We start from the raw sequence: 21,914 nt of genomic DNA on the forward strand, positions 1-21,914 counted from the left end.
CGCCGCCCCCGGCGTGGCGCGGCGGCCCGGCGGTTCAGAATCGCGCGGGCTCCCGGTAGACGCCCCACTCCGCGCGCAACGCGTCGCAGATCTCGCCGAGCGTCGCCTCGACCCGCACCGCGTCCAACATCGCCGGGATCATGTTCTCCTCGGTCCGCGCCACCGCGACCATCCGGCTCAGGGCGGCGTCCACCGCGCCCTGGTCGCGCCCGCGCTTCCGCTCGGCCAGCACCCGCTTCTGCTCGATCTCGACCTCGTGCGAGATGCGCAGGATCTCGAGCTCCTTGGCGACGGTGCCGGTGTGGCAGTTGACGCCGACGATCTTCTTGTCGCCCTTCTCCAGGGCCTGCTGGTAGACGAAGGCCGATTCGGCGATCTGGCCGGTGAACCAGCCGTCCTCGATGCCACGCAGGATGCCGGAGGTCATCGGGCCGATGCGGTGCGGGCCGTCGCCGCCGAGCTCGCGGATACGCGCGAAGATCGCTTCCGCCTCCGCCTCGATGGCGTCGGTGAGCGCCTCGACGTACCAGGAGCCGCCCAGCGGGTCGGCCACGTTGGTCACGCCGGTCTCCTCCATCAGCACCTGCTGCGTGCGGAGCGCGATCTCGGCGGACTCGTCCGTGGGGAGCGCGAGGGTCTCGTCCAGCGCGTTGGTGTGCAGCGAGTTGGTGCCGCCGAGCACCGCCGCGAGCGCCTCGACGGCGGTGCGCACCACGTTGTTGACCGGCTGCTGCGCCGTCAACGACACCCCGGCGGTCTGGGTGTGGAACCGCAGCCAGAGCGCCTTCTCGCTGGTGGCGCCGTACACGTCGCGCAGCCACCGCGCCCAGATCCGGCGGGCGGCCCGGAACTTGGCGATCTCCTCGAAGAAGTCGACGTGCGAGTCGAAGAAGAAGCTCAGGCCGGGGGCGAAGACGTTCACGTCCAGGCCGCGGGAGAGTCCCAGCTCGACGTAGCCGAAGCCGTCGGCGAGGGTGTACGCCAGCTCCTGCGCGGCCGTCGCGCCGGCCTCCCGGATGTGGTAGCCGGAGACCGACAGCGGCTTGTAGCGCGGGATCTCGCGGGCGCAGTACTCCATCAGGTCGCCGATCAGACGCAGGTGCGGCTCCGGGTCGAAGAGCCACTCCTTCTGCGCGATGTACTCCTTGAAGATGTCGGTCTGCAGCGTGCCGTCCAGGGTGGAGAGGTCCGCGCCCTGGCGTTCGGCGGCGACCAGGTACATGCAGAAGACCGGCACGGCGGGCCCGGAAATGGTCATCGAGGTGGTGACGCCGGCCAGGTCGATGCCGTCGAAGAGCACGTCCATGTCGGCCGCCGAGTCGACCGCCACGCCGCAGTGCCCGACCTCGCCCAACGACTGCGGGTCGTCGGAGTCGCGCCCCATCAGGGTCGGCATGTCGAAGGCCACCGACAGCCCGCCGCCGCCCGCGCCGAGGATCATCTTGTAGCGCTCGTTGGTCTGCCGCGCGTTGCCGAAGCCGGCGAACTGCCGGATGGTCCAGGTCCGGCCGCGGTAGCCGGTCGGATAGAGGCCCCGGGTGTACGGGTACTCGCCGGGCCAGCCGATCCGCGCGAAGCCGGGCACGTCGAGGCCGGGCGGCGGGCCGTACACCGGCTCGACGGGCATGCCGGACAGCGTCGTGAAGTCCGCGTCCCGCTTGCGGGCCGCGTCGTAACGGGCCTGCCAGCGCTCGCGACCGGCGGCGATCTCGTGGGCGTCCATCCGGGGGCTCCTCCTTGAGTCCTCGACCTGCGTCGAGTCTAGAGGAACCTCCTGAACGATCGCTAAGTTCTACGCTACCGGCCGGTAACGCCTCACGCCTCGACGGCCGGGGCCGGCAGCTCGACGTCGTCGACCGGGACGTTCACCTGCGTCGGTCAGTCCACGGCCAGGTCGTCGAGCAGCTGGCGGGCGGCGGCGTACGGGTCGAGTTGGCCGGCGGCGACCCGACCGGCGAGCGCCGCCAGACCCGTACCCTCGCGCAGCGATCCCATCCGGGCGCGCAGCACGCCCAGCGCGATCGCCTCGATCTCGGCGGCGGCCCGCGCCTCCCGGCGCCGGCGCAGCTCGCCGTGCTCCACCAGCCAGCCGCCGTGCTTGTCGACCGCGGTTACGATGTCGTCGATGCCCTCACCACGCGCCGCGACCGCGCGCACCACCTGAGGCCGCCACTCGCCCGGCCCGCGCTCGCCGAGTCCGATCATGCCCTGGATGTCGCGGTACGTGGCGTCGGCGCCGTCCCGGTCGGCCTTGTTCACCACGAAGACGTCTGCGATCTCCAGGATGCCGGCCTTGACGGCCTGGATGGCGTCGCCCATGCCGGGGGCCAGCAGCACCAGGGTGGTGTCGGCCAGCGACGCGACCTCGACCTCGGCCTGCCCGACGCCGACCGTCTCGATCAGCACCACGTCGCAGCCGGCGCCCTCGAGCACCCGCACCGCCTGCGGCGTCGCCGCCGACAGCCCGCCGAGGTGGCCGCGGCTGGACATCGATCGGATGTAGACACCCGGGTCGGTGGCGTGGTCCTGCATGCGCACCCGGTCGCCGAGGATGGCGCCCCCGGTGTACGGGCTCGACGGGTCGACCGCCAGCACGCCGACCCGGTGACCCTGCGCGCGCAGCGCCCGGACCAGCTCGTTCGTCGTCGTGGACTTGCCGACGCCGGGCGAGCCGGTCAGCCCGACGACCCGGGCCCGGCCGGTGTGCGGGGCGAGCGCCGCCGCGAGCTCGGGCAGCACCTCGTCGCCGGACTCCACGAGCGTGATGAGCCGGGCCACGGCGCGGGCGTCGCCCTCACGGGCCCGCTCGACGAGCATCGGGACGTCCCGGCTGCGTCGCACCGATGCGCTCATGCCACCCCGATCCGTCGATCGTCGAGGCCGCGGCCCGCGGCCTCGACGATCATCGCAACCGCCGTCCGCGTCACGCCCCGGGCACCCGGATGATCAGCGCGTCGCCCTGACCGCCGCCACCGCAGAGCGCGGCCGCGCCGGTGCCGCCGCCGCGGCGCTTGAGCTCCAGCGCGAGCGTGAGCACCAGACGCGCCCCGGACATGCCGATCGGGTGGCCCAGCGCGATCGCGCCGCCGTTGACGTTGACGATCTCACCGCTGACGCCGAGGTCGCGAGTGGACTGGATGCCGACCGCCGCGAACGCCTCGTTGATCTCGATCAGGTCGAGGTCAGCCACGGTCAGCCCTTCCTTCTTCAGCGCGTGGTTGATCGCGTTGGAGGGCTGGGAATGCAGCGAGTTGTCCGGGCCGGCCACGTTGCCGTGCGCGCCGATCTCGGCGAGCCAGGTCAGCCCCAGCTCCTCGGCCTTCGCCCGGCTCATCACCACGACCGCGCAGGCGCCGTCGGAGATCGGCGAGGAGCTGCCGGCGGTGATGGTGCCGTCGGAGGCGAAGGCCGGACGCAGCTTGCCGAGCGACTCGGCGGTGGTGTCCGGGCGGATTCCCTCGTCCTCGCTCACCACGATCGGGTCGCCCTTGCGCTGCGCGATGCTGACCGGGGCGATTTCCTCGGCGAACGCGCCGTTCTTCTGGGCGGCGGCGGCGCGCTGGTGGCTGGCGGCGGCGAACGCGTCCTGCTCCGCGCGGCTGATCCCGTGCTTGGCGCCGTGGCGTTCGGTGGACTCCCCCATCGAGCAGCAGTCCCACGCGTCGGTCAGGCCGTCGAGCGCCATGTGGTCCTTGATCACCACGTCGCCGTATTTGTAGCCGGCGCGCTGGCCGAGCAGCAGGTGCGGGGCGTTGGTCATCGACTCCATACCGCCGGCGACCACGATGTCGAACTCGCCGGCCCGGATGAGCTGGTCGGCCAGGGCGATCGCGTCGAGGCCGGAGAGGCACACCTTGTTGATGGTGAGCGCGGGGACGTTCATCGGGATGCCGGCCTCGACGGCCGCCTGCCGGGCCGGAATCTGGCCGGCGCCGGCCTGCAGCACCTGGCCCATGATCGTGTACTGGACCTGCTCGGGGGCGACCCCGGCGCGCTCCAGCGCGGCCTTGATCGCGATCGCGCCGAGCGTGGTCGCCGGGAGGTCCTTCAGGGTGCCGAGCAGCCGACCCATCGGGGTACGCGCGCCGCTGACGATCACCGAGCTCATGGGATACCGCCTCCGCACAATGGGACGGGCCGGGGGGCCGGCGCCACTTAACGATGGTTCGGTCAGACTAACGCCATGGCTGACAACTCCCCCGCCGAGTCCGCTGCGGACTATCTCACAGCGGTGCCGGCAGACAGCATCGGAATCCTTCGCATCGATCACGTGGGCGTCGCCGTGGCCGACCTCGACGCCGCGATCGAGTTCTACGGCCGGGTCTTCGGCATGCGCTGCGTGCATGTCGAGACGAACGAGGAGCAGGGCGTACGCGAGGCGATGATGGCGGTCGGACCGTCCACCGAGGGCGGCTGCGTGCAACTGCTCGCCCCGCTCTCCCCCGCCTCCACGATCGCGAAATTCCTCGACCGCAACGGGCCGGGCGTACAGCAGGTCGCGTACACGGTGACGGATGTCGACGCGGCGTGCGCGGCGCTGCGCGAACGCGGGATGCGGCTGCTCTACGAGACGCCGCGCCGGGGCACGGCCGGCTCGCGGATCAACTTCGTGCACCCGAAGGACGCCGGCGGCGTGCTCGTCGAGCTGGTCGAGCCGGCGTCCCGGGCCGCGCACTGACGTCGGATCCCGGGTGGCGCACCGACCTCCGCGTCACCCGGGATCCGGGGGGGCGGGGCCGCGACGCGGGAAGCGGAGCGCGGAAACGCGTCAATGAGCAGCTTCGCGCACGGGCCGATGCAGTTTTTCACAACCGGCTTCCCGACCCTAGCTACCGTTCAGTAACGTCGCCTCAACACCGTCGTTACCGGCCCCGATGCGTCGTTCGTCCCCTCGCCGGCGACGCCACGAGCCGTTCCCAGAGCCATACGCCGCAGCGGCGCCCGGCCGCGGCGCGGACGAAGTGGAGGTCACCGTGCAGGACATCCTCGAAGCGATCATGAGTGCGGAAGGGTCGGCGGACCCCGACCGGGAACTCGCCGCGATCGCCGGACTGCCGGTGCCGGAGAGCTACCAGGGCATGGTCGTCCGGGCCGACGAGGTCGGCATGTTCGACGGGATCGCCCCGCGTGACCGCGATCCGCGCAAGTCGCTGCACCTGCAGGAGGTGCCGACCCCGCAGCTCGGCCCCGGCGAGGCGCTGATCGCGGTGATGGCCAGCGCGATCAACTACAACACGGTCTGGACCAGCATCTTCGAGCCGCTGCCCACCTTCAAGTTCCTGCAGCGGTACGGCCGGCTCTCCGAGCTGACCCGGCGCCACGATCTGCCGTACCACGTCGTCGGGTCGGACGCCGCCGGCGTGGTGCTGCGGGTCGGCCCGGGGGTCACGCGGTGGCGGCCCGGCGACGAGGTGGTGGCGCACTGCCTGTCGGTCGAGCTGGAGGACGCGGCCGGGCACGACGACACCATGCTCGACCCGCAGCAGCGGATCTGGGGATTCGAGACCAACTTCGGCGGGCTCGCCGAGCTCTCGGTGGTCAAGGCCAACCAGCTGATGCCGAAGCCGCGGCACCTGAGCTGGGAGGAGGCCGCGAGCCCCGGACTGGTCAACTCCACCGCGTACCGCCAGCTCGTCTCCCACCACGGCGCGAACATGAAGCAGGGCGACGTCGTGCTGATCTGGGGCGCGTCGGGCGGCCTGGGCAGCTACGCCACCCAGATGGCGTTGAACGGCGGCGCCATCCCGGTCTGCGTGGTCTCCAGCCCCGACAAGGCCGAGCTGTGCCGGAAGATGGGCGCGGAACTCGTGATCGACCGGGCGGCCGAGGGCTTCCGGTTCTGGAAGGACGAGCACACCCAGGACGTGGACGAGTGGCGGCGCTTCGGCGAGCGGATCCGCGAGCTCACCGGCGGGGAGGACCCGGACATCGTCTTCGAGCACCCGGGTCGGGAGACGTTCGGCGCGAGCGTCTTCGTCGCCAAGAAGGGCGGCACGATCGTCACCTGCGCCTCGACCAGCGGCTACCTGCACCAGTACGACAACCGCTACCTCTGGATGCACCTGAAGCGGATCATCGGCAGCCACTTCGCGAACTACCGGGAGGCGTGGGAGGCGAACCGGCTCATTGCGCTCGGGAAGATCCACCCGACGGTCTCGCGCACCTACCCCCTGGAGCAGACCGGCCAGGCCGCGTACGAGGTGCACCGCAACGCGCACCAGGGCAAGGTCGGGGTGCGCTGCCTGGCGCCGGCCGACGGGCTCGGCGTGCGCGACCCCGAGCTGCGCGCCCGCCACGAGGCGGCGATCAACCGGTTCCGCGGACACTGATCCACCGCGGTAAGCCGTGCCCGGGCCCACGCCGTGGTGGGCCCGGGCACACCGCTGTACGGGGGCGGAAATCCGGGTCCGACTGCGCGCCGCCGCGGGGTCGTTGTAGGGTCACCACGCCCGGGGCGAGATGACCTTGATGCAGGAGAGCGACATCGGCCGTACGCTCTTGCGACCCCCCCTGGTACGTCTGCCACTATGTCCCAATGCCCCAGCAGCAGTCCTCCCTTGCGTTCTTCGACAACGCCACCGCACCGCACGATTTCACGGTCGTGCTCCGTGGCTACGACCGCAGCCAGGTGGATGACCACCTGCAGCGGCTGATCGCGGCTCTCACCCAGTCCGAGCAGGCGCGCGCCGAGGCCGAGCAGCGGATGAACGACGCGCAGCGCCGGCTTCGCCAGGCCGAACAGCGTCTCAGCTCGGTGGAGCAGAAGCTCACCGACACCAACAAGCAGCTGGAAGAGAACAGCCGCCCGACGCTGTCCGGACTGGGCACGCGGGTCGAGCAGATCCTGCGGCTCGCCGAAGAGCAGGCCAACGACCACCGCGCCGAGGCGAAGCGGGAGTCCGAGGGCATCCTGTCCGCGGCGCGCCTGGAGGCCCGCGAGATCACGGACAAGGCCCGCGCCGAGGCCGCCGCGATGAAGGCGACCGCCGAGCGCGAGGCGGGCGCGCTGCGCACCACCGCGGAGCGCGAGGCCGCCGAGGTGCGCGTGCAGGCCCGCCGGGAGGCGGACATGCTGCGGGCCGACGCCGACCGCGAGACCAAGCAGCTGCGCACGGTCACCGCGCACGAGGTCGCGGAGCTGAAGTCGACCGTCGAGCGCGAGGTCGCGACGCTGCGGGCCACCGCCGAGCGGGAGATCACGCAGCAGCGGGCGAAGGCGGCCCGCGAGGCCGAGGAGAAGCGCGCCGAGGCGACGAAGCTGCTCACCGACGCCCGCGACAAGCGCGACAAGGACCTGCAGGCGCTGGAGCTGCAGCTGGCCGAGCGGCGGGAGAAGGCCGAGCGCGAGGAGTCGCAGCGGCACGCCGCGCAGGTCGCGCAGACCCAGAAGCTGGTCGCCGAGGCCGAGGAGCGCGCGCGGGCGGCCGAGGACCGCGCCAAGGAGATCGAGCAGCGCGCCGAGGCGCGCCGCGTCGAGTCCGAGCGCAACGCCACCGAGACCGTCGAGAAGGCGAAGGCGCTCGCGGAGAAGACGCTCAACGAGGCGCGCTCCGAGGCGCAGCGGGTGCTCAACGAGGCGCGCACCGAGGCGGAGCTGACCACGCAGACCGCCCGCCGGGAGGTCGAGGACCTCACGCGGCAGAAGGACGCCGTCACCTCGCAGCTCGGGCAGATGCTCTCCGGCCTGGCCGGCATCGTGCCGGGCGTGCCACAGCAGGGAAACAAGGCCGAGGCGCCGAAGCCGGAGAAGAAGGACGGCCCGGGCGAGCGTCCGGCGAACGCCGCCGCCGCGAGCTGAGCGGCCGAAACGACACCATGTGCGTCCCCGTGGCCAATTCCGGCCGCGCCGCGGGACGCCACGTAAGGACTGAAGCGGCAGCAGGGCCGCACCGGGAAACCTCCCGGTGCGGCCCTTGTCGTACACGGCGCGACGAACCCTGACGGCCCGCGTCGAGCCGGGTCGGGCGGTCGCCGTCACGAGCATGACTATCGCCGCGGGACCCGACGAGGCGTGTGAGGATGGAGCCATGGCGCACGGCGAGGAACTGTTCACTCTTGACGGGGACGTGACTTCGGAGCCGAGCTTCGAGTCGGCGCTGCGAGGCTACGACCGACGGCAGGTCAACCGGTACGTCGCCCAGACCGAGAGCGAGCTGGCGACGCTCGCCGCCGAGCGCGAGCAGGCGTTCGTGGAGATGCACGGCCTGGCCGCCCAGGTCGAGCAGCTCCAGCTCGAGCTGACCGAGCTGCGCAAGCACACCAGCTTCATCGACCAGGTCTCGTTCCGGCACCTCGGGCCGCGCGTCGAGCACATCCTGGCCCTCGCCGAGGAGCAGGCCGCCACGATCACCTCCGAGGCGGAACAGGACATCCGGGCGCGGCGCGAGGAAGCCGAGCGGTTGCTGACGGACGCCCGCGAGCAGTCGGCGGCGGCGATCCGCGACTTCGAGCTGGCGCTGGCGGCGCGGCGGACCGACGAGGAGAAGGTCGACGCCGCGCGGCGCGCCGACGCCGAGGCGGGCATCGCCGCGGCCTGGGAAGAGGCCGAGCGGCTCCGGGTGGACGGCCAGAACGCGATCGCGTCGGCCCGGGAAGAGGCCGAGCGCCTCGTCGCCGAGGGCGAGGCGACGCGGGAGCAGGCGCAGCGCGAGGCCGCGCAGGTCGTGGAGCAGACGACCCAGTACGTCAACCGCACCCGGTCCGAGACCGAGGCGTGGGTGCAGCAGGCGCGCAGCGAGACCGAGGGCTGGGTCGAGCAGACCCGAGCGCAGACCCAGCACGAGCTCGGGCAGTGGCGCGAGCGCGTCGAGCAGGAGATCGCGCAGCGGCTGGCCGCCACCGAGCAGGAGGTGACGGTCGCACGCGAGACCGCGCAGCAGGAGATCGGCCAGTGGCGCGCCGCCACCGAGCAGGAGATCGCCCAGTGGCGCGCTGCGACCGAGCAGGAGCTCACGCAGCTGCGCGCCACGACCGAAGAGGAGATCAACGAGCGCAGGACGGCCGCGGAGCAGGAGCTGGTCGCGGTGACCCGCGAACTCAACCAGCGCCGGACGGCCTGCGAGCACGAGCTGGCGGGCCTGCGGGCCGCGGCCGAGCAGGAGTGCGCGCAGTGGCGCGCCGCCATGCAGCAGGAGTGCACGGCGCAGCGCGCCGAGGCGGAGCAGTACGCCACGCACGTGCGGCAGCGCGCCGAGGAGCAGGCGGTCAACGTGCGGCGCCAGGCCGAGGAGCAGGCGACCGCGGTGCGCAAGGCGGCCGAGGAACACGCCGCGGGCGTGCGCCGGCACTCGGAGGAGCACGCCGCGACCGCGCAGCGCCAGCTCGCGGCGACGCAGCAGCACCTCGCCTCCGCGCAGCGCGAGGTCATCGAGGCCCGGCAGCAGCTGATGGAGGTGCTGCAGGAGGTGGCCGAGGCGCAGCAGGCCCTCGCCGACGTGCGCCATCAGATGGTGACGACGCGGCAGGAGTCCGACCAGGCCGAGCAGCGGCTCGCGGAGCTGCAGCAGCAGCTCGCCGACGAGCGCGCCCGGTTGGCCGACGCGCGTCGGGGCGCGGAGGTCGCCGAGCGGCAGCTCGCCGACGCGCAGCGGAGCGCGGGCCGGGACGACCGGAAGCCAGCGCCGGGCGACGACCGGAAGCCCGGGCCGGGCGACCAGCCGGCGACCGTGGAGAAGACCGCCGAGCCGGTGGGTGCCGGCGCCGGCAAGTCGGAGGAGGCCGCGGTCCCGAACGGCGGACCGGGCCCGTCGAAGTCGACGAACGGCGACCAGGCGGACCGGGCCGCCACGCCGGAGCGGGTCGGCGCGGACGCGGACTGACCCGGTCGCGCCGCCGCGTACGGGCCGGGGCGCCGGCTTCCGCCACGCCCGGGTGGCTCCCGCCGACCCGGGCCGTTACCCTGCCGACCAGGGGTGCCCGCGCGAAACGCCCAAGCAGTGCCGACCATCGGCCGGGCCGCCGGCACCGCGGGCGAGAGGCGGGGAGGCTGGCGGTGGCGGACGAACGGCCGGGACCGGCGGAGCACGTAGAGCGGCCGGGGGCGACGGACGACAGCGCCACCGCGGACAGCGCCACCGCGGACAGCGCCACCGCGGACAGCGCCACCGCGGACAGCGCGACCGGGGATGACGCGACCGGGGACCCGCCCGACCCGCACCGGTTCGGCCGGCCCGGCCCGCCGCTACGGCGGGGCCCGTTCCTCATCGGCTTCACCGGCGCGCTCGGCGTGCTGCTGGCGTACGCGCTGTTCCTCGCCGTGCGCAACGCGGCGTCGATGCTGATCCTGATCCTCGTCGCGCTCTTCCTCGCCATCGGGCTGGACCCCGCGGTCGCCCGGCTGCGGAAGTGGGGGCTGCCCCGCGGTGTCGCCGTGGCCGCGGTCGCCCTGACCGCCCTGCTGCTGCTCGGCGGCGGCCTCTTCGCGCTGGTGCCACCGCTGGTGACGCAGTCCGCGCAGTTCATCGAGCACCTACCGACCTACGTAGACGATCTCCGTCGCAATGAGACGGTCAACGACCTGATCGAGCGCTACCACCTGATGGACCGGGTGGAGAGCGCGGCCAGCCCGGACGTGGTCGGCCAGGCGGCCGGCGGCGTGTTCGGCGGGGCGCGGTTGTTGTTCGGCACGGTCTTCAACGTGCTGACCGTGGTGGTGCTGACGATCTATTTCCTGGCCGCCTTCGAACGCATCAAGGCGCTCGGGTACGCGCTGGTGCCGGCGTCGCGGCGCGAGCGCGTCCGGCTGCTCGGCGACGAGATCCTCGCCAAGGTCGGTGCGTACATGGTCGGCGCGCTCGCCGTCGCGCTGCTCGCCGGGATCGCGACCTTCGTCTTCGCCACCGTCGTCGACCTGCGGTATCCGTTCGCCCTCGCCATCGTGGTGGCGGTCTGCGACCTGATCCCCCAGATCGGCGCGACGCTGGGGGCGATCCTGGTCAGCCTGGTCGGCTTCGCGACCTCGCTGCCGGTCGGCATCGCCTGCCTGGTGTTCTTCGTCGTCTACCAACAGGTGGAGAACTACCTGATCTATCCGAAGGTGATGCGGCGGTCGGTCCAGGTCAGCGACGTGGCGGCGATCGCCGCGGCGCTGCTCGGCGTGGCGCTGCTCGGCGTCATCGGCGCGCTGATCGCGATCCCGGCGGTCGCCGCGATCCAGCTGATCCTGCGCGAGGTGGTCCTGCCCCGCCAGCAGCAGGGCTGAGGCGTCCGCCTGTCACGTTCCGGACAGACACCTCCGGTCGCGACGCACGGTCAATACCCTTCCAACCTGGTCGGGTCCAACCTGATCGACCGGGAGGGGTGAGGCGTGGAGTCGAGGTCGCCGCGGACATCACCGTGGCGCCGTTTCCTGGCCGCCACGCTCGCCTGTACCGCGCTACTGGCTTCCACCGGGGGCTGCGCGCAGGAGAAGGACGACCGGCCGCCCGGATGCCGACACGTGTCGGAGAAGCTGGAGCCGGCGTGCGGAGCCTGGCTGGGCATCTGGCCGCGCACCCGGGCCGACGGCACGATGTCGGTGGATCTCGGCGCCAACCTGGCGAGCCTGGAGGAACGCCTGGGCCGCCGGATTGACCTGGTGAGCCGCTACTACGGGTGGGGGCAGGAGTTCCCGGACGCGTGGGACCGGCAATGGCGCGACGGAAACCGCATCCTCCTGATCGACCTGCGCGCCCGGAACTTCTCCACCAACACCTACGTGTCGTGGCGGTCGATCGCCGACGGGGAACACGACGAGTACCTCGCCCGCCTCGGCGCGCGCATGCGCGACTTCGGGGCCCCGGTGTTCTTCTCGTTCAACCAGGAGCCAGAACAGGAGCTCGAAAAGGGAACGCGGGTGGCGGGCACGGCCGCCGACTTCGCGGCGGCGTACCGGCATGTCCGTGAGGTGTTCGCGCGGGCGGGCGCCCGGAACGTGGTCTGGGTCTGGTGGATCATGGGATACCTGGGCCACACCGGCTGGTACCACGCGCTCTACCCGGGCGACCGGTACGTCGACTGGATCAGCTACGACCCGTACGACTTCAACAGCTGCAAGGGAGGCGGCCACGAGACGCCGGAGCAGAGCGTGATGCCGTTTCTGACGTGGTTGACCGCCAGCGGCATCGGCAGCGGGAAGCCGGTGATGCTGTCGGAGTTCGGCAGCAACGGCACCGACCGGCACGACTGGTACGCCGGGCTCGGCGACGTGGTCAAGAAGGCGCCCCGGATCAAGGCCATCGTGTCGTTCAACTCGAACCCCGGCGGCTGTGACACCCGGGTGACCAACTCGGAGAGCAACTGGCGCGGCTTCGCCGGCCTGGCCGCCGACCCGTACTTCCGGCAGCGCGGCTGAGCCGCCGCCGGAGCCGCTCAGATTCCGCGGCCGCGCTTGTGCAGCGACCGCAGCACGGCGTCGGCGGGGACGGCCCGGGTGGCGACCGCGAGCGCGAGGTAGGCACGCGGTTCCCGTGGATTGCGCGCCAGCGTCCGCCGCGCCCACCGCACCGCGTGCCGGCGGTTGCCGGCGGCGGCCTGCGCGAACGCGATCTGCCCGGCCACCCGCGCCTCGCCGAGCGGTTGCGTGGCGAACTCGGGATAGCGCTGCAGCAGCCACTGCAGAGCACTCGCGATGGTGTCCCAGCGCTGCGCGAAGTAGGAGCGTTTGTGCCAGCGCACCAGCACGTAGGGGGTGCGCAGGTTGACCAGTGGGGCGCTGCGGGCGGCCCGCAGCAGGAATTCGTAGTCCTCGGCGTAGCTGCCGGGGATCTCCTCGTCGACCAGGCCGAAACCCTGGTGCAGCGCGGCGCGCCGGATCAGGAACGTCGACGGGTGCAGCTCGGTCATCCGGTCGCGCAGCAGCGCGGCGAGCGGAACGGATTCGAACGGGAGGCTGCGGTCAGTGGTACGGCCGTCGTAGCTGACCCGGATGCCGCAGCTGGCGAACTCCGCGCCGGGCACGGCCAGCAGCGCGTCGACCTGGGCCCGCAGCTTGCCCGGCAGCCACTCGTCGTCGTCGTCGCAGAACGCGACCAGCTCCCCGCGGGCGTCGAGGATGCCGGAGTTACGCGCCCCGGCCAGCCCCGGCGTGCGGGAGTTGACGATCACCCTGACCTGTCGCCGCGGGTCCGCGGTCGTCGCCAGCGACATGTCCGGCTCGGACTGGTCGTGGACCACCACCGCCTCGATCGTGCCCGGGTAGTCCTGGGTCAGGATCGCGGCCAGCGCGGCACGGAGCAGCTCCGGCCGGTCCCGGGTGGGCACCACGGCGGTGACGGAGGGGTAGTCGGTCATGGTCCTTCTCACTCTGCGCCCGGCAGGGCGGGTCGGCGCTGCCGCCGGAACGCGGCCCGGCGCGGTCTGGCGGTGGCGACGAGCTCCTCGACGATCCGGCCGACGCGCGCCACGGCCGCCAGCCGCGCCGTCTGCACGTCGGCGTTGGCGGTCACGGTGAACGCGCGGGGCCGCGCCAGGCCGGCGTTGAGCGCCGCGGCGAGGGCGGCCCGCGACTCGCACAACTCGATCATCCCGGCGGCACCGAGTCGGCGGGCGAAGAGCTGCTGATGGTTGTCGACGTGCTCCAGATGGGACGGATCCCGGGGCACCACGATCGGCAGGTGGCCGTGGCGGCGCGCCTCGAGGATGGTGGCCGGCCCGCCGTGGCACACGACGAGCGTGGCGGCCGCCATGCCGTTCTGCAGCTCGGCGTGGCTGAGGAAGGGCACGGAGCCGGGGATCGCCGGCTGCCGGCTGTGCCCGTACTGGATGACCATGGTGGGCCGGGTCAGGGTGCCGGCGTACCAGTCGTCGAGCCAGTCGATCAGCCGGTCGAAGCGGTGCTTGTCGGTGCCGACGGCGACGAGCACGGTGTGGGCGGGCTGGAATCCGCCGGTGCGCTGACGCGGGATCCGGGCGCGGGCGGTGGTGCGGGGCGCGGGTACGTCGACGCTCACAGCAGCGGCCCCACCACGGTGGCCTCCGGATAGCTGCGCCGTTGCTCCTCCCACTGGACGAGCATCGCCGAGATGAAGGGGCGACATAAACGTGCAGTCAACGTAGGAGTGTCAATTCGGTCGTACACCTCGATATAGACCGAAGGCACCCGGCGCAATCGCGCGGCGATCACAAAGGGTAGAGCCACACCTGCACCCGTTGTGATAACCGCGGCGATGTTTCTCGTGCGGAATAGACGCAATGCGACAAAAGTGTTACGAAGAAGGTTACGAATGTTACGGGTCGTCGGGTGATGCGCCCAGGTCACCTCCTCGGCGGCCAGCAGCGATGCCGCATCGGGGGTGTCGAAGGTGACCCAGTGCCGCCGCCGCCTGCGGTACCACGGCTCCAAGGCCAGCAACTGCGCGAGGTGCCCTCCGCTCGAGCCGACGAGCAGGATGAGAGCGTCATCCTCCGCCATGCCCACGATATCGCCCACCGATCCCCCCCAGACCCGACCAGGTACGCCCCATACACATGGTTGACCAAACGTGAATGCCTGCCAACGTCTGCCGGCGTACCGTCAAATGTCCGACACGCCGCTACCGGAGATAATCTACCGGGCGTGATATCGCCATTACTGTGAGAAATTTCGTGCCTCGCGCCCAATGGGACGACACTCTCGTTATTCGCAGAGCCGACGCTCGATCTCGTCGAGCAGGCCCGGATGCAGCGTCGGGTTCCACCCCGCCCCGCCGTCGGCGAGCCGCCAGGTGCGCAGCCACATCTCGACCAGATACGCGTCCACCACCAACCGCCGCTGCCGTTCATCGAGCCCGAGCCGGGCGCCGTGCCGGGCGACCAGGTCGTCCGCCGCCCGCACGGCCTCGGACAACGGCCGGGCCCGCAGCACGAGCGCGCACTGGAAACCCTGGTGCGCCAGGTCGAACCCGACCGGCGCGTCCGACCCGCTGTGCTCCCAGTCCCAGGCCACCAACCGCCCGGCGCGGGCGCCCAGGTTCCACGGCACCCAGTCCCCGTGCCAGTCACCGAACTCCACCAGCGTCGCTCCGTGCCGCTCACCGAGCCGCCGCACCGCGTCCACCGCACGCGCGCCGGCCTCGACCGCGGCGGCCGACCCCGACGCCCGGTCGGCCAGGCCCGCGAGGAACGGCGAACCCGCGAGCTGCCGGGTCGGCCGCGGCGGCCCGCCCCGGCGGGCGACGGCGAGCAGCTCGGCCAGCCGGGGCGGCGCGTCGGCGTCCACCCCGCGTACGTCGGGCGGCAACGGCTCGATCACCGTGACCGCCTGCCCCGCCCAATCCCCGTGCCACGACACCCGCGGCACGAGCGGATAGCCCGACGCGGCGGGCGGTCGGGGCAGCCGCCCCAGCGCGGCGGCCTCCGCCCGGACCAGGCCACGGGTCGCGTCGTTCCAGCCGATCTTCGCGTAGCCGCGCGGTCGCCCGGTCACGTCGAACAGCTGCAGCGTCGGCTTGTGGTTGGGATCCGGCGGCCGCACCCCGAACGCGCCGACCAGCGGGCCCTGCCCGAGCGCGGCGGACACGTGCGCGGCGAGCACGAGCTCCGCCGCCTCCGCCGCGCCCGGGATGGACACGGTGAGGACCGGCATCCGGGCCAACTGGAGCGCGCCCAGCCACGCCGCCGCCCCGAGCGCCGCGCGCGCGGCGCGCACCGTGGGAGGGCGCAGCGCGTTGTAGGCGAGCACCGACGCGGCGGTCACCCGCCGGGTCCCCAACGGCAGCAGGAACCGCGCCCGGTCGACCGACGGGACGATCGCGTACCGGGCCACGACGCGCCGGCCCGCTTCGGCGGCGGCCCCCGAGCCGACGGTCAGCCGCACCCGCGGATCCGGGAAGACCGCCCGCGTCACCCAGCCCAACCCGTCGCGACGCCCCCGCGGGTCGCCGACGCGGGGTTCCGCGGCGCGCGTCACGCGGACAGCCCGGCCCAATCGAAGCTCATGCCCAGCCGGCGCTGGAGCGCCTCGCTGTACGGCCGGTAGTAGTCGGTCAGCTCGGCGCGCAGTCCGGGGTCGAGCGGCGCGGACCGGCGGTCGTTGTAGACCTTGAAGTCCGGCAGGTCGTGCGGCGGGAGCCCGAGGAAATCCAGCACCCGCAGGTACGTGGCCCGCGCGTCGCGGTAGAGCTCCTCGCTCGGCAGCACCAGCAGCTGCGACCGGTCGAACAGCCGCAGCCACGGCTCGAGGTGCTCCAGGTAACGGCCGCGGGCCCGGTACGTGTACCAGTCGTACGGCTCGCTGAAGTAGTCCGGGTCGGCCATCATCCGGTCCCACTCGCCGATGGTCCGCTCCTGCTCCCGCGCCAGCGCCTCGGCGAAGTCCAGCGGCTCCCTGCCCTCCGTGCGCCGCTCCTTCCAGTGCGAGTACGCCCGCTCGACCGGGTCGCGCAGCAGCACGATCAGCCGGACCGTCGGCATCAGGTCGTGGACCCGCTGGGGCACGTGCGGATGGAACATGTAGAGCGGCGACGCCTCCCCCACCCGCACCGGTCCACCGTGGCGGCTCTCCAGCGCCGCCCGCTGGCGCACGGTCGGGAAGTGCGACCGGTACCACGCCTCGCCGCGCGCCCAGTTCTCCTCGAAGTAGTGCGGCGACTTCGTGTTCCATGCCGGGAAGAGCCGGGGTACGAGCGGATGCTGGATCAGGTAGTTCCACAGCGACGTGGTCCCGCCGCGCTTCGTGCCGATGATGAGGAAGTCCGGCAGCGGGCGGCGGTCACTGGTGCGCTGGCCGTAATAGACGAGCGACTCCTTCACCCGCGCCGTGACCCGGGCCGGGACCGCCGCCTTCACCCGGTCGCGAAGAGATGACACGACGTACGCCACCTGCCCTTCCTGAGTTGTCGACCCCTTCATGCGATGTCGACGGAGGCGCGGGGAACGGCTCCGCCACCCCGAATCTGTTTCATGATCGCCCACAACCGCCGACGCGGGCCCGGGATCGTCAGATAGCTGACGCAGCCCAGCGCGAGCAGGGCCAGCGCGACGGTCAGACCCTCGACGCCCCGTCCCACAACGGTTACCGCCAGTACGCTCACGGCCCCGACGGCGGCGACGACAGCCAGCCCGGCGCGGGCCATCGCGGCGTTGAACAGCGGGTGGCCGACCACCCGGCGCGCCGCCGCCGCCGCGACGAGGTTCTCCACGACGATGCCGGCGCCCCAGGCCAGCGCCGCGCCGACGGCGCCGTGCCGCGGAATCAGCGCGACCCCGAGCGCCACGTTCACCGCCAGATTGGCGAGCGTGCCGGCCAGGTGCAGACCGCTGCGACCACCCATCAGCAGCAGGGACTGAACGTTACCGACGGTGATGTTGACGAGCATCGCGACGGCGAGCACCGTCATCGCCGTGGCGCCACCGGTGAAGCCCGGACCGAACAGCTCCAAAAAGCCCGGCCCGAAGACGGCGAGCAGCAGGTAGACCGGCGCCGACAGCACCAGCGACCAGGTCGTCATCTGGCGGTGCACGGCGGCCGCCGCCGCGCCCTGCCCCCGGCCGAGCAGCCGCGACAGCTGCGGCGCCACCGCCACCCGCAGCCCCTGGAGCGCCAACTGACCGGCGAGCACGTACCGGCCCACCGCCCCGAAGATCCCCGCCTCGGCCTGGCTGGACAGGGCCGCCGTCAGCAGCACCCCCACCCACATGCTGCCGGCGTCGATCGCCGCAGAGGCGGCGCGCGGGAGCGCGAAGCGCCAGAAGGCCGGCCAGTCGGAGCGGACGGGACGCAGTCGCGCGCCGCGGCGAAGGCCCAGCGGACCGGCGACGAGCGCCGCGGTCACCACGAGCGCGACCGCCGCCGGCACCAGCCAGCCGATCATGCCGAGCACCACCCCGCCGCCGGCCAGCGCGGCGGCGCCGACCAGCGCCGGGCGACCGATCGGCAGCAGCAGGAACTGCACGGCGACGTACGGCCCGATCGGGCGCAGACCGCGCAGCGCGGCCAGCATCAGCGTCATGGCCACGACGACGGGCAGCGCGGCGAAGGCGGCCCGCAGCAGGGCCGGGCCGGCCGGGCCGGAGGCGTCGAGCAGCCGGGGCGCCAGCGCGTCCGCGGCCAGCACGCCGCCGATCGCGACGGCCACCGCGGCGACGATCGGCGGGGCCAGCGCGACCGGCAACACCCGGGGGGCGTCGCCGCCGCTGCCGCGCCCACGGCGCGGCAGCGCCCACAACAGGCCCGTCTCGGCGCCGAGCGTGCAGATCGCGGTCGCCACCGTCACCACGCCGATCGCCGCGAAGAAGCCCCCCGCTCCGGTCGTGCCGTACGACCGCGTGATCACCACGGCCAGCACGAACCCGAACAGGCCGCTCGCGGCGGCGCCCAGCAGCCCGATCGAGCCGCTGCGCGCGCTGCGGCCCATCTCGGCCGGCGTCGCGCTGTCGCGGTCCGGGTCGCGCGCCGCCCGGTCGACGCCGGCCGTCACGACTTCCCCCCGGCCGCGACGACCCGCGCCCGCGCCACGACGGTCGGGCCCGTCCGCCAGGGTCGCGCCAGACGCCAGCGCGTCAGCGCGCGCTCGCGCCCGGTCAACGCCAGCGCGAACCCGGCGGCGAAGAACGCGGCGGTCAGGTTCTGGTTGACCAGGCCGTAGAACGGGGTCTGCACCAGGCCGATGAGCGGCACGACCGACAGCCACTGCCCCGCCGGCGAGGACGCCTTGGAACAGATCACGAACGCCGCGACGAACCATCCGAGGAAGCAGACCAGCGCCGGGATCCCGTGGCTGAACAGCACCATCCACAGCTGTCCCTGCGTGCCGATCGGGGCCTGCGCGGTGACCGTGTCGACGGTGACGGGCGCGCCGAAGCCGAGCAGCGGCGACTCGCCGACCCGGCGCAGCACCTCCAGGTAGAGCGACATCCGATCGGTGTTGGTGTCGCTGGCGCTCACCCGTTGGTCGATCATGTCGGTGATCGGGATGAACAGCATGACGAGCCCGCCGAGCACGGTCACCCCGAGCATCGAGGCGGCGACCCGGAGATTGCCCCGCAGCGTCGCCCGCACCCCGAGGAACGCCAGGCCCACCCCGAGGCTGAGGAACATCCCGCGGTTGAGCGTGAGGAAGGCCGGCGGCAGCGAGAGCGGCAACGAGATCAGCAGTAACGCCCGGAACAGGCCCCGGCCGCGCAGCATCACGAAGGCGACCACGCACGGCAGCGTCAGGGCGTACGCGCTGCCGTAGTTGTTGGTGTACGCGAACGGCGCGGCCGGCCGGTAGATGGGGTTCAGCGACCGCGGGTTGTACTCCGCGGTATGCAGGTGGACCATGTCCCGGATGAACGGGTTGCCGGCGACCCCGCCGGGCAGCAGCAGCTCCATCGGGGTGGCCATCGACAACCGGGGCGCCAGCACACCGAGCCAGCCCAGCAGCACGAGGCCCAGCCAGAAGCCGCAGAGGGGCGCCAGCACCGGGGTGGCGTCGGCGCGTTCCCGGGCCGCGGAGTAGACGTACGCGCAGACGATGAGCGCGGTGACGTAGAACGCGAGCCGCAGTCCGAAGGTCAGCATCGCGGCCGGCGACGGCAACCGGATCGCGCTGAGCACCACGAGCCCCAGGAACACCAGCCAGAACGCGCTGGCCGGTGGCAGCGGCACCCGCCCCCGCGTCGCCATCAGCGCGAAGAGCAGCACCCCCAGCAGCGGCCAGCCGAGGTAGAAGACGCCGGCCGCCCACCACAGCGGGGTGAGCCCGAACATCAGGAACAACGGCCAGAGCGGCAGCACCGGCGGTCGGGGCGGGCCGACCGCCGACGGGTCAGCCACGGCCGCTGCGGGTGAAGACGTATCCGAGCGGCTCGGCGCCGGCCGCGCGCAGCCGCTCCACCAGCCGGCGCAGGTCCGTCACCCGCGTCCGGTTGCGCTCCACCACCACGATCGCCGTGCCCCGGCGCGCCTCACCGACCCCGCGCTCGTCCAACTCCGCCGGGGGCGCGTTGAACAGCACGATCTCCGTCTCCGGCGCGCCCTGATAGGGCCCCACCCGCACCCGTCCGGTCCCCACCTTGAGGACCTCCGGCGACACCGTCCGCACCGGAACCTCGGCCATCGTCGTGGTCACCACGCCGTCCGCCGTGGACGTCGCCAGGAACTGCTCGGCGACGGCGGGCGTGATCCGGGGAAGCCTGACCGTGGCATCCGCGTCCCCGTCCGGCGAGCCCGCGTCCGGCCCGGCCGGACCGGGTCGCTCCCCCGCCGACCCGCTCGCGCCGAGCTGGCGGGGCGGGGCCGGCGCCGCCGGGGTGGGCCGCTGGTCGGCCATGAGCACCGCGCGCAGCTGCGCGACGCGCCCGCTGTCGTCGCCGACGTACACATCCTTGCCGTCCGCGGCCAGCGCCACGGCCAGGCTCGCGGTCATCAGCGTGGTGTCTTCCCGGGCACGCGACGCGATCACCACGACCGGGGTCCGTACGGCGTGCGTGAAGCGCTCCGCGATCGCCATCGCCACGTAGCGCACGTCCGCGTCCACGGCCTTGCTCCGGGTCCGGAAGCCGCGGCTGCGCACCGCGCCGAGCAGCGGCAGCCCGGCGGCGTCGTGCGCGTCCGCGGCCGTGCGCACCACCCGCTCGGTCGACTCCCGCACGTACGCGAACACGATGCCGAGCAGCAACCCGCCCAGCGCTCCGGCGAGGACGTACAGCGCGCGGTCGTCGGTCGACGTGGTCAGTGGCTCGGCGAACTGCGTGACCCAACCCGGCGTGACGTCGATCGAGGCGATCTCGGTGCGTGCCGAGTTGAGCTGGGCGAGCTGCGTGTTGACCGCACCCAGCTCGGCCAGGGCGGCCGCCTCCGAGCCGGTGCCGTTGGCGGCGGCGATCCGGCGCTGCAGCGACTGCTGCTGCTGCACCACCTTCGCGATGCTGGCGTCGTACGACTGCAGCATCGACGTCCGCTGCTTCTCGTACATCGACTTGCGGACCTTGAGGTAGGTGTCGGCGGCGAGGTTGACGGTCGCGACGGCCACGTCGACCGAGGGCGCGGTGTAGGAGAAGCGCAGGATCTGCCCGCCGGTCGGCACCTCGATCTGCAGTGCGTCCCGGACGTCGACCGGGGCGGCCCCGCGATCCCTGGCGATGATCTGGATGACCTCGGTGCTGGTCGCGATCCCGCTCTCGACGTTCATGTTGACCGAGCGGTCGGCGCTCGCGCCGGTCGGGGTGAAGGCGTCGGTGACGACCGGGCGTACGGCGACGACCGCGGCGGCGGTGACCGTCGTGGGCGCCAGCAGCACGTAGCCGAGCGCCACGGCGAGCCCGACGAGCGCGGTCGCCGCCACGGCGCGCCACCGGCTGATCGGGATGCGGATCAGGTCGGTGAGGGTGACGGCGCGTTGTGGTTCGACCGTACGGCGACGCTCGACGGGCCAGGGCGGAGCAGCACGGTCAGTCATTGAACTTCTTTACTATCTGCTGAGGGTTGCCGATCACGACCACCCGCTCGGGCACGTCCGTCCGGACGACCGTGGCCGCGCCGACCACGCTGTCGTGTCCGATCCGGACGCCTTTCATCACCAGCGCGTGCGCGCCGATCCACACGTTGTCCTCGACGACGATCGGCGCGCGCGTCGCCGGCACGGGCGGCTCGTGCCGGCGCAGCGGGTCGAGGTTGTGGAAGTCGTTGTCCACCAGCTCGCAGTCCGACAGCAGGCACCGGTCGCCGATGGTGACCGCCGTCCAGGTGCCGATCCAGGTGGCGTTGAGCAGGCAGTCCGCGCCGACGTGGACGGTGCCGGGCCCGGCGAAGCGCACCAGTTTGTTGAGTCGGGTGCGGTCACCGATCGTGACCCGGACGCCGCGGCGGAGCCGGATACGACCCCGGATCTGCACGTCCCGTCCGAGCCGCAGCCGCGGATAGCGCACCCGGTAGTAGGCGCGCTTGACCGCGAAGACGCCCCGCAGCAGCCGGTCTTTCACGGACGCGTGTGGCAGCACGTCGGCTTTTCCTCCCCCCGAGGACGCCCTGGGCC

At 72.7% G+C, this 21,914-nt stretch carries 18 protein-coding genes; 6 read left to right on the forward strand and 12 right to left on the reverse strand.

Features of this window, described 5'->3' with window-relative positions; all coding sequences use genetic code 11:
* Positions 1-34: 34 nt before the first annotated feature.
* The 3 genes from icmA to BLW47_RS09550 all read right to left on the reverse strand — a co-directional run bounded on the left by icmA (position 35) and on the right by BLW47_RS09550 (position 4,108).
* A complete protein-coding gene (gene icmA / locus BLW47_RS09540; RefSeq protein ID WP_091554718.1) occupies positions 35-1,723 on the reverse strand; it encodes a coenzyme B12-dependent isobutyryl-CoA mutase large subunit in 1,689 nt (562 codons plus the stop codon).
* Between the two features lie 155 nt (positions 1,724-1,878).
* Complete coding sequence (gene meaB, locus BLW47_RS09545; RefSeq protein WP_091554719.1) at positions 1,879-2,853, reverse strand: methylmalonyl Co-A mutase-associated GTPase MeaB; 975 nt, start codon at positions 2,851-2,853, stop codon at positions 1,879-1,881.
* Positions 2,854-2,923: 70 nt separating this feature from the next.
* Complete coding sequence (locus tag BLW47_RS09550; RefSeq protein WP_091554721.1) at positions 2,924-4,108, reverse strand: acetyl-CoA C-acetyltransferase; 1,185 nt, start codon at positions 4,106-4,108, stop codon at positions 2,924-2,926.
* Positions 4,109-4,183: 75 nt separating this feature from the next.
* On the opposite strand from BLW47_RS09550, the gene mce reads away from it, so the two are divergent.
* The 6 genes from mce to BLW47_RS09580 all read left to right on the forward strand — a co-directional run bounded on the left by mce (position 4,184) and on the right by BLW47_RS09580 (position 12,331).
* Complete coding sequence (gene mce / locus BLW47_RS09555) at positions 4,184-4,678, forward strand: methylmalonyl-CoA epimerase (protein ID WP_091554724.1); 495 nt, start codon at positions 4,184-4,186, stop codon at positions 4,676-4,678.
* A gap of 295 nt (positions 4,679-4,973) precedes the next feature.
* Positions 4,974-6,329, forward strand: coding sequence for a crotonyl-CoA carboxylase/reductase (ccrA, locus tag BLW47_RS09560; RefSeq protein ID WP_091555687.1), 1,356 nt, complete (start codon positions 4,974-4,976; stop codon positions 6,327-6,329).
* A gap of 206 nt (positions 6,330-6,535) precedes the next feature.
* A complete protein-coding gene (locus BLW47_RS09565; RefSeq protein ID WP_245736560.1) occupies positions 6,536-7,798 on the forward strand; it encodes a DivIVA domain-containing protein in 1,263 nt (420 codons plus the stop codon).
* Between the two features lie 229 nt (positions 7,799-8,027).
* A complete protein-coding gene (locus BLW47_RS09570; protein ID WP_091554729.1) occupies positions 8,028-9,818 on the forward strand; it encodes a coiled-coil domain-containing protein in 1,791 nt (596 codons plus the stop codon).
* 173 nt (positions 9,819-9,991) lie between these two features.
* Positions 9,992-11,200 (forward strand): AI-2E family transporter, encoded by a 1,209-nt coding sequence (locus BLW47_RS09575; RefSeq protein WP_245736561.1) that lies wholly within the window; start codon positions 9,992-9,994, stop codon positions 11,198-11,200.
* 237 nt (positions 11,201-11,437) lie between these two features.
* Entirely contained in the window at positions 11,438-12,331 is an 894-nt protein-coding gene (locus BLW47_RS09580; protein WP_091554730.1) for a glycoside hydrolase family 26 protein, read from the forward strand.
* A gap of 17 nt (positions 12,332-12,348) precedes the next feature.
* Here the strand turns inward: BLW47_RS09580 and BLW47_RS09585 are convergent, their stop codons facing one another.
* The 9 genes from BLW47_RS09585 to BLW47_RS09625 form a co-directional block, all read right to left on the reverse strand.
* Positions 12,349-13,269 carry a glycosyltransferase family 2 protein gene (locus BLW47_RS09585; RefSeq protein ID WP_091554732.1) on the reverse strand — a complete coding sequence of 307 codons (921 nt, stop codon included), beginning with the start codon at positions 13,267-13,269 and terminating at the stop codon, positions 12,349-12,351.
* Between the two features lie 8 nt (positions 13,270-13,277).
* Positions 13,278-13,928 (reverse strand): glycosyltransferase, encoded by a 651-nt coding sequence (locus BLW47_RS09590; RefSeq protein WP_245736562.1) that lies wholly within the window; start codon positions 13,926-13,928, stop codon positions 13,278-13,280.
* Entirely contained in the window at positions 13,925-14,389 is a 465-nt protein-coding gene (locus BLW47_RS09595) for a glycosyltransferase family 28 protein (RefSeq protein WP_091555692.1), read from the reverse strand. Before BLW47_RS09595 ends, BLW47_RS09590 begins: the two co-directional genes overlap by 4 nt.
* Before the next feature lie 204 nt (positions 14,390-14,593).
* The gene (locus tag BLW47_RS09600; protein WP_091554736.1) at positions 14,594-15,865 is read right to left on the reverse strand and encodes a hypothetical protein; all 1,272 of its coding nucleotides are present in this window, start codon (positions 15,863-15,865) and stop codon (positions 14,594-14,596) included.
* Positions 15,862-16,764 carry a sulfotransferase domain-containing protein gene (locus tag BLW47_RS09605; protein WP_091555694.1) on the reverse strand — a complete coding sequence of 301 codons (903 nt, stop codon included), beginning with the start codon at positions 16,762-16,764 and terminating at the stop codon, positions 15,862-15,864. The genes BLW47_RS09600 and BLW47_RS09605 overlap by 4 nt, the downstream gene beginning before the upstream one ends.
* 38 nt (positions 16,765-16,802) lie before the next feature.
* Positions 16,803-18,374: a lipopolysaccharide biosynthesis protein gene (locus tag BLW47_RS09610; RefSeq protein WP_425435375.1), complete on the reverse strand. Its 1,572-nt coding sequence runs from the start codon at positions 18,372-18,374 to the stop codon at positions 16,803-16,805.
* The gene (locus tag BLW47_RS09615) at positions 18,371-19,714 is read right to left on the reverse strand and encodes an O-antigen ligase family protein (RefSeq protein WP_245736563.1); all 1,344 of its coding nucleotides are present in this window, start codon (positions 19,712-19,714) and stop codon (positions 18,371-18,373) included. Before BLW47_RS09615 ends, BLW47_RS09610 begins: the two co-directional genes overlap by 4 nt.
* A complete protein-coding gene (locus tag BLW47_RS09620) occupies positions 19,707-21,338 on the reverse strand; it encodes a GumC domain-containing protein (protein ID WP_091554739.1) in 1,632 nt (543 codons plus the stop codon). Before BLW47_RS09620 ends, BLW47_RS09615 begins: the two co-directional genes overlap by 8 nt.
* The gene (locus BLW47_RS09625; protein ID WP_245736597.1) at positions 21,331-21,876 is read right to left on the reverse strand and encodes an acyltransferase; all 546 of its coding nucleotides are present in this window, start codon (positions 21,874-21,876) and stop codon (positions 21,331-21,333) included. Before BLW47_RS09625 ends, BLW47_RS09620 begins: the two co-directional genes overlap by 8 nt.
* Positions 21,877-21,914: the final 38 nt, after the last annotated feature.

This window comes from Micromonospora pattaloongensis (assembly GCF_900107255.1).
GTDB lineage: Bacteria > Actinomycetota > Actinomycetes > Mycobacteriales > Micromonosporaceae > Micromonospora_I > Micromonospora_I pattaloongensis.

Coding starts and splice junctions, on each gene's coding strand:
- mce (WP_091554724.1), top strand. CDS start 4,184: ATGGCTGACAACTCCCCCGCCGAGTCCGCTGCGGACTATCTCACAGCG.
- BLW47_RS09550 (WP_091554721.1), bottom strand. CDS start 4,108: ATGAGCTCGGTGATCGTCAGCGGCGCGCGTACCCCGATGGGTCGGCTG.
- BLW47_RS09585 (WP_091554732.1), bottom strand. CDS start 13,269: ATGACCGACTACCCCTCCGTCACCGCCGTGGTGCCCACCCGGGACCGG.
- BLW47_RS09595 (WP_091555692.1), bottom strand. CDS start 14,389: ATGGCGGAGGATGACGCTCTCATCCTGCTCGTCGGCTCGAGCGGAGGG.
- BLW47_RS09565 (WP_245736560.1), top strand. CDS start 6,536: ATGCCCCAGCAGCAGTCCTCCCTTGCGTTCTTCGACAACGCCACCGCA.
- meaB (WP_091554719.1), bottom strand. CDS start 2,853: ATGAGCGCATCGGTGCGACGCAGCCGGGACGTCCCGATGCTCGTCGAG.
- BLW47_RS09570 (WP_091554729.1), top strand. CDS start 8,028: ATGGCGCACGGCGAGGAACTGTTCACTCTTGACGGGGACGTGACTTCG.
- icmA (WP_091554718.1), bottom strand. CDS start 1,723: ATGGACGCCCACGAGATCGCCGCCGGTCGCGAGCGCTGGCAGGCCCGT.
- BLW47_RS09620 (WP_091554739.1), bottom strand. CDS start 21,338: ATGACTGACCGTGCTGCTCCGCCCTGGCCCGTCGAGCGTCGCCGTACG.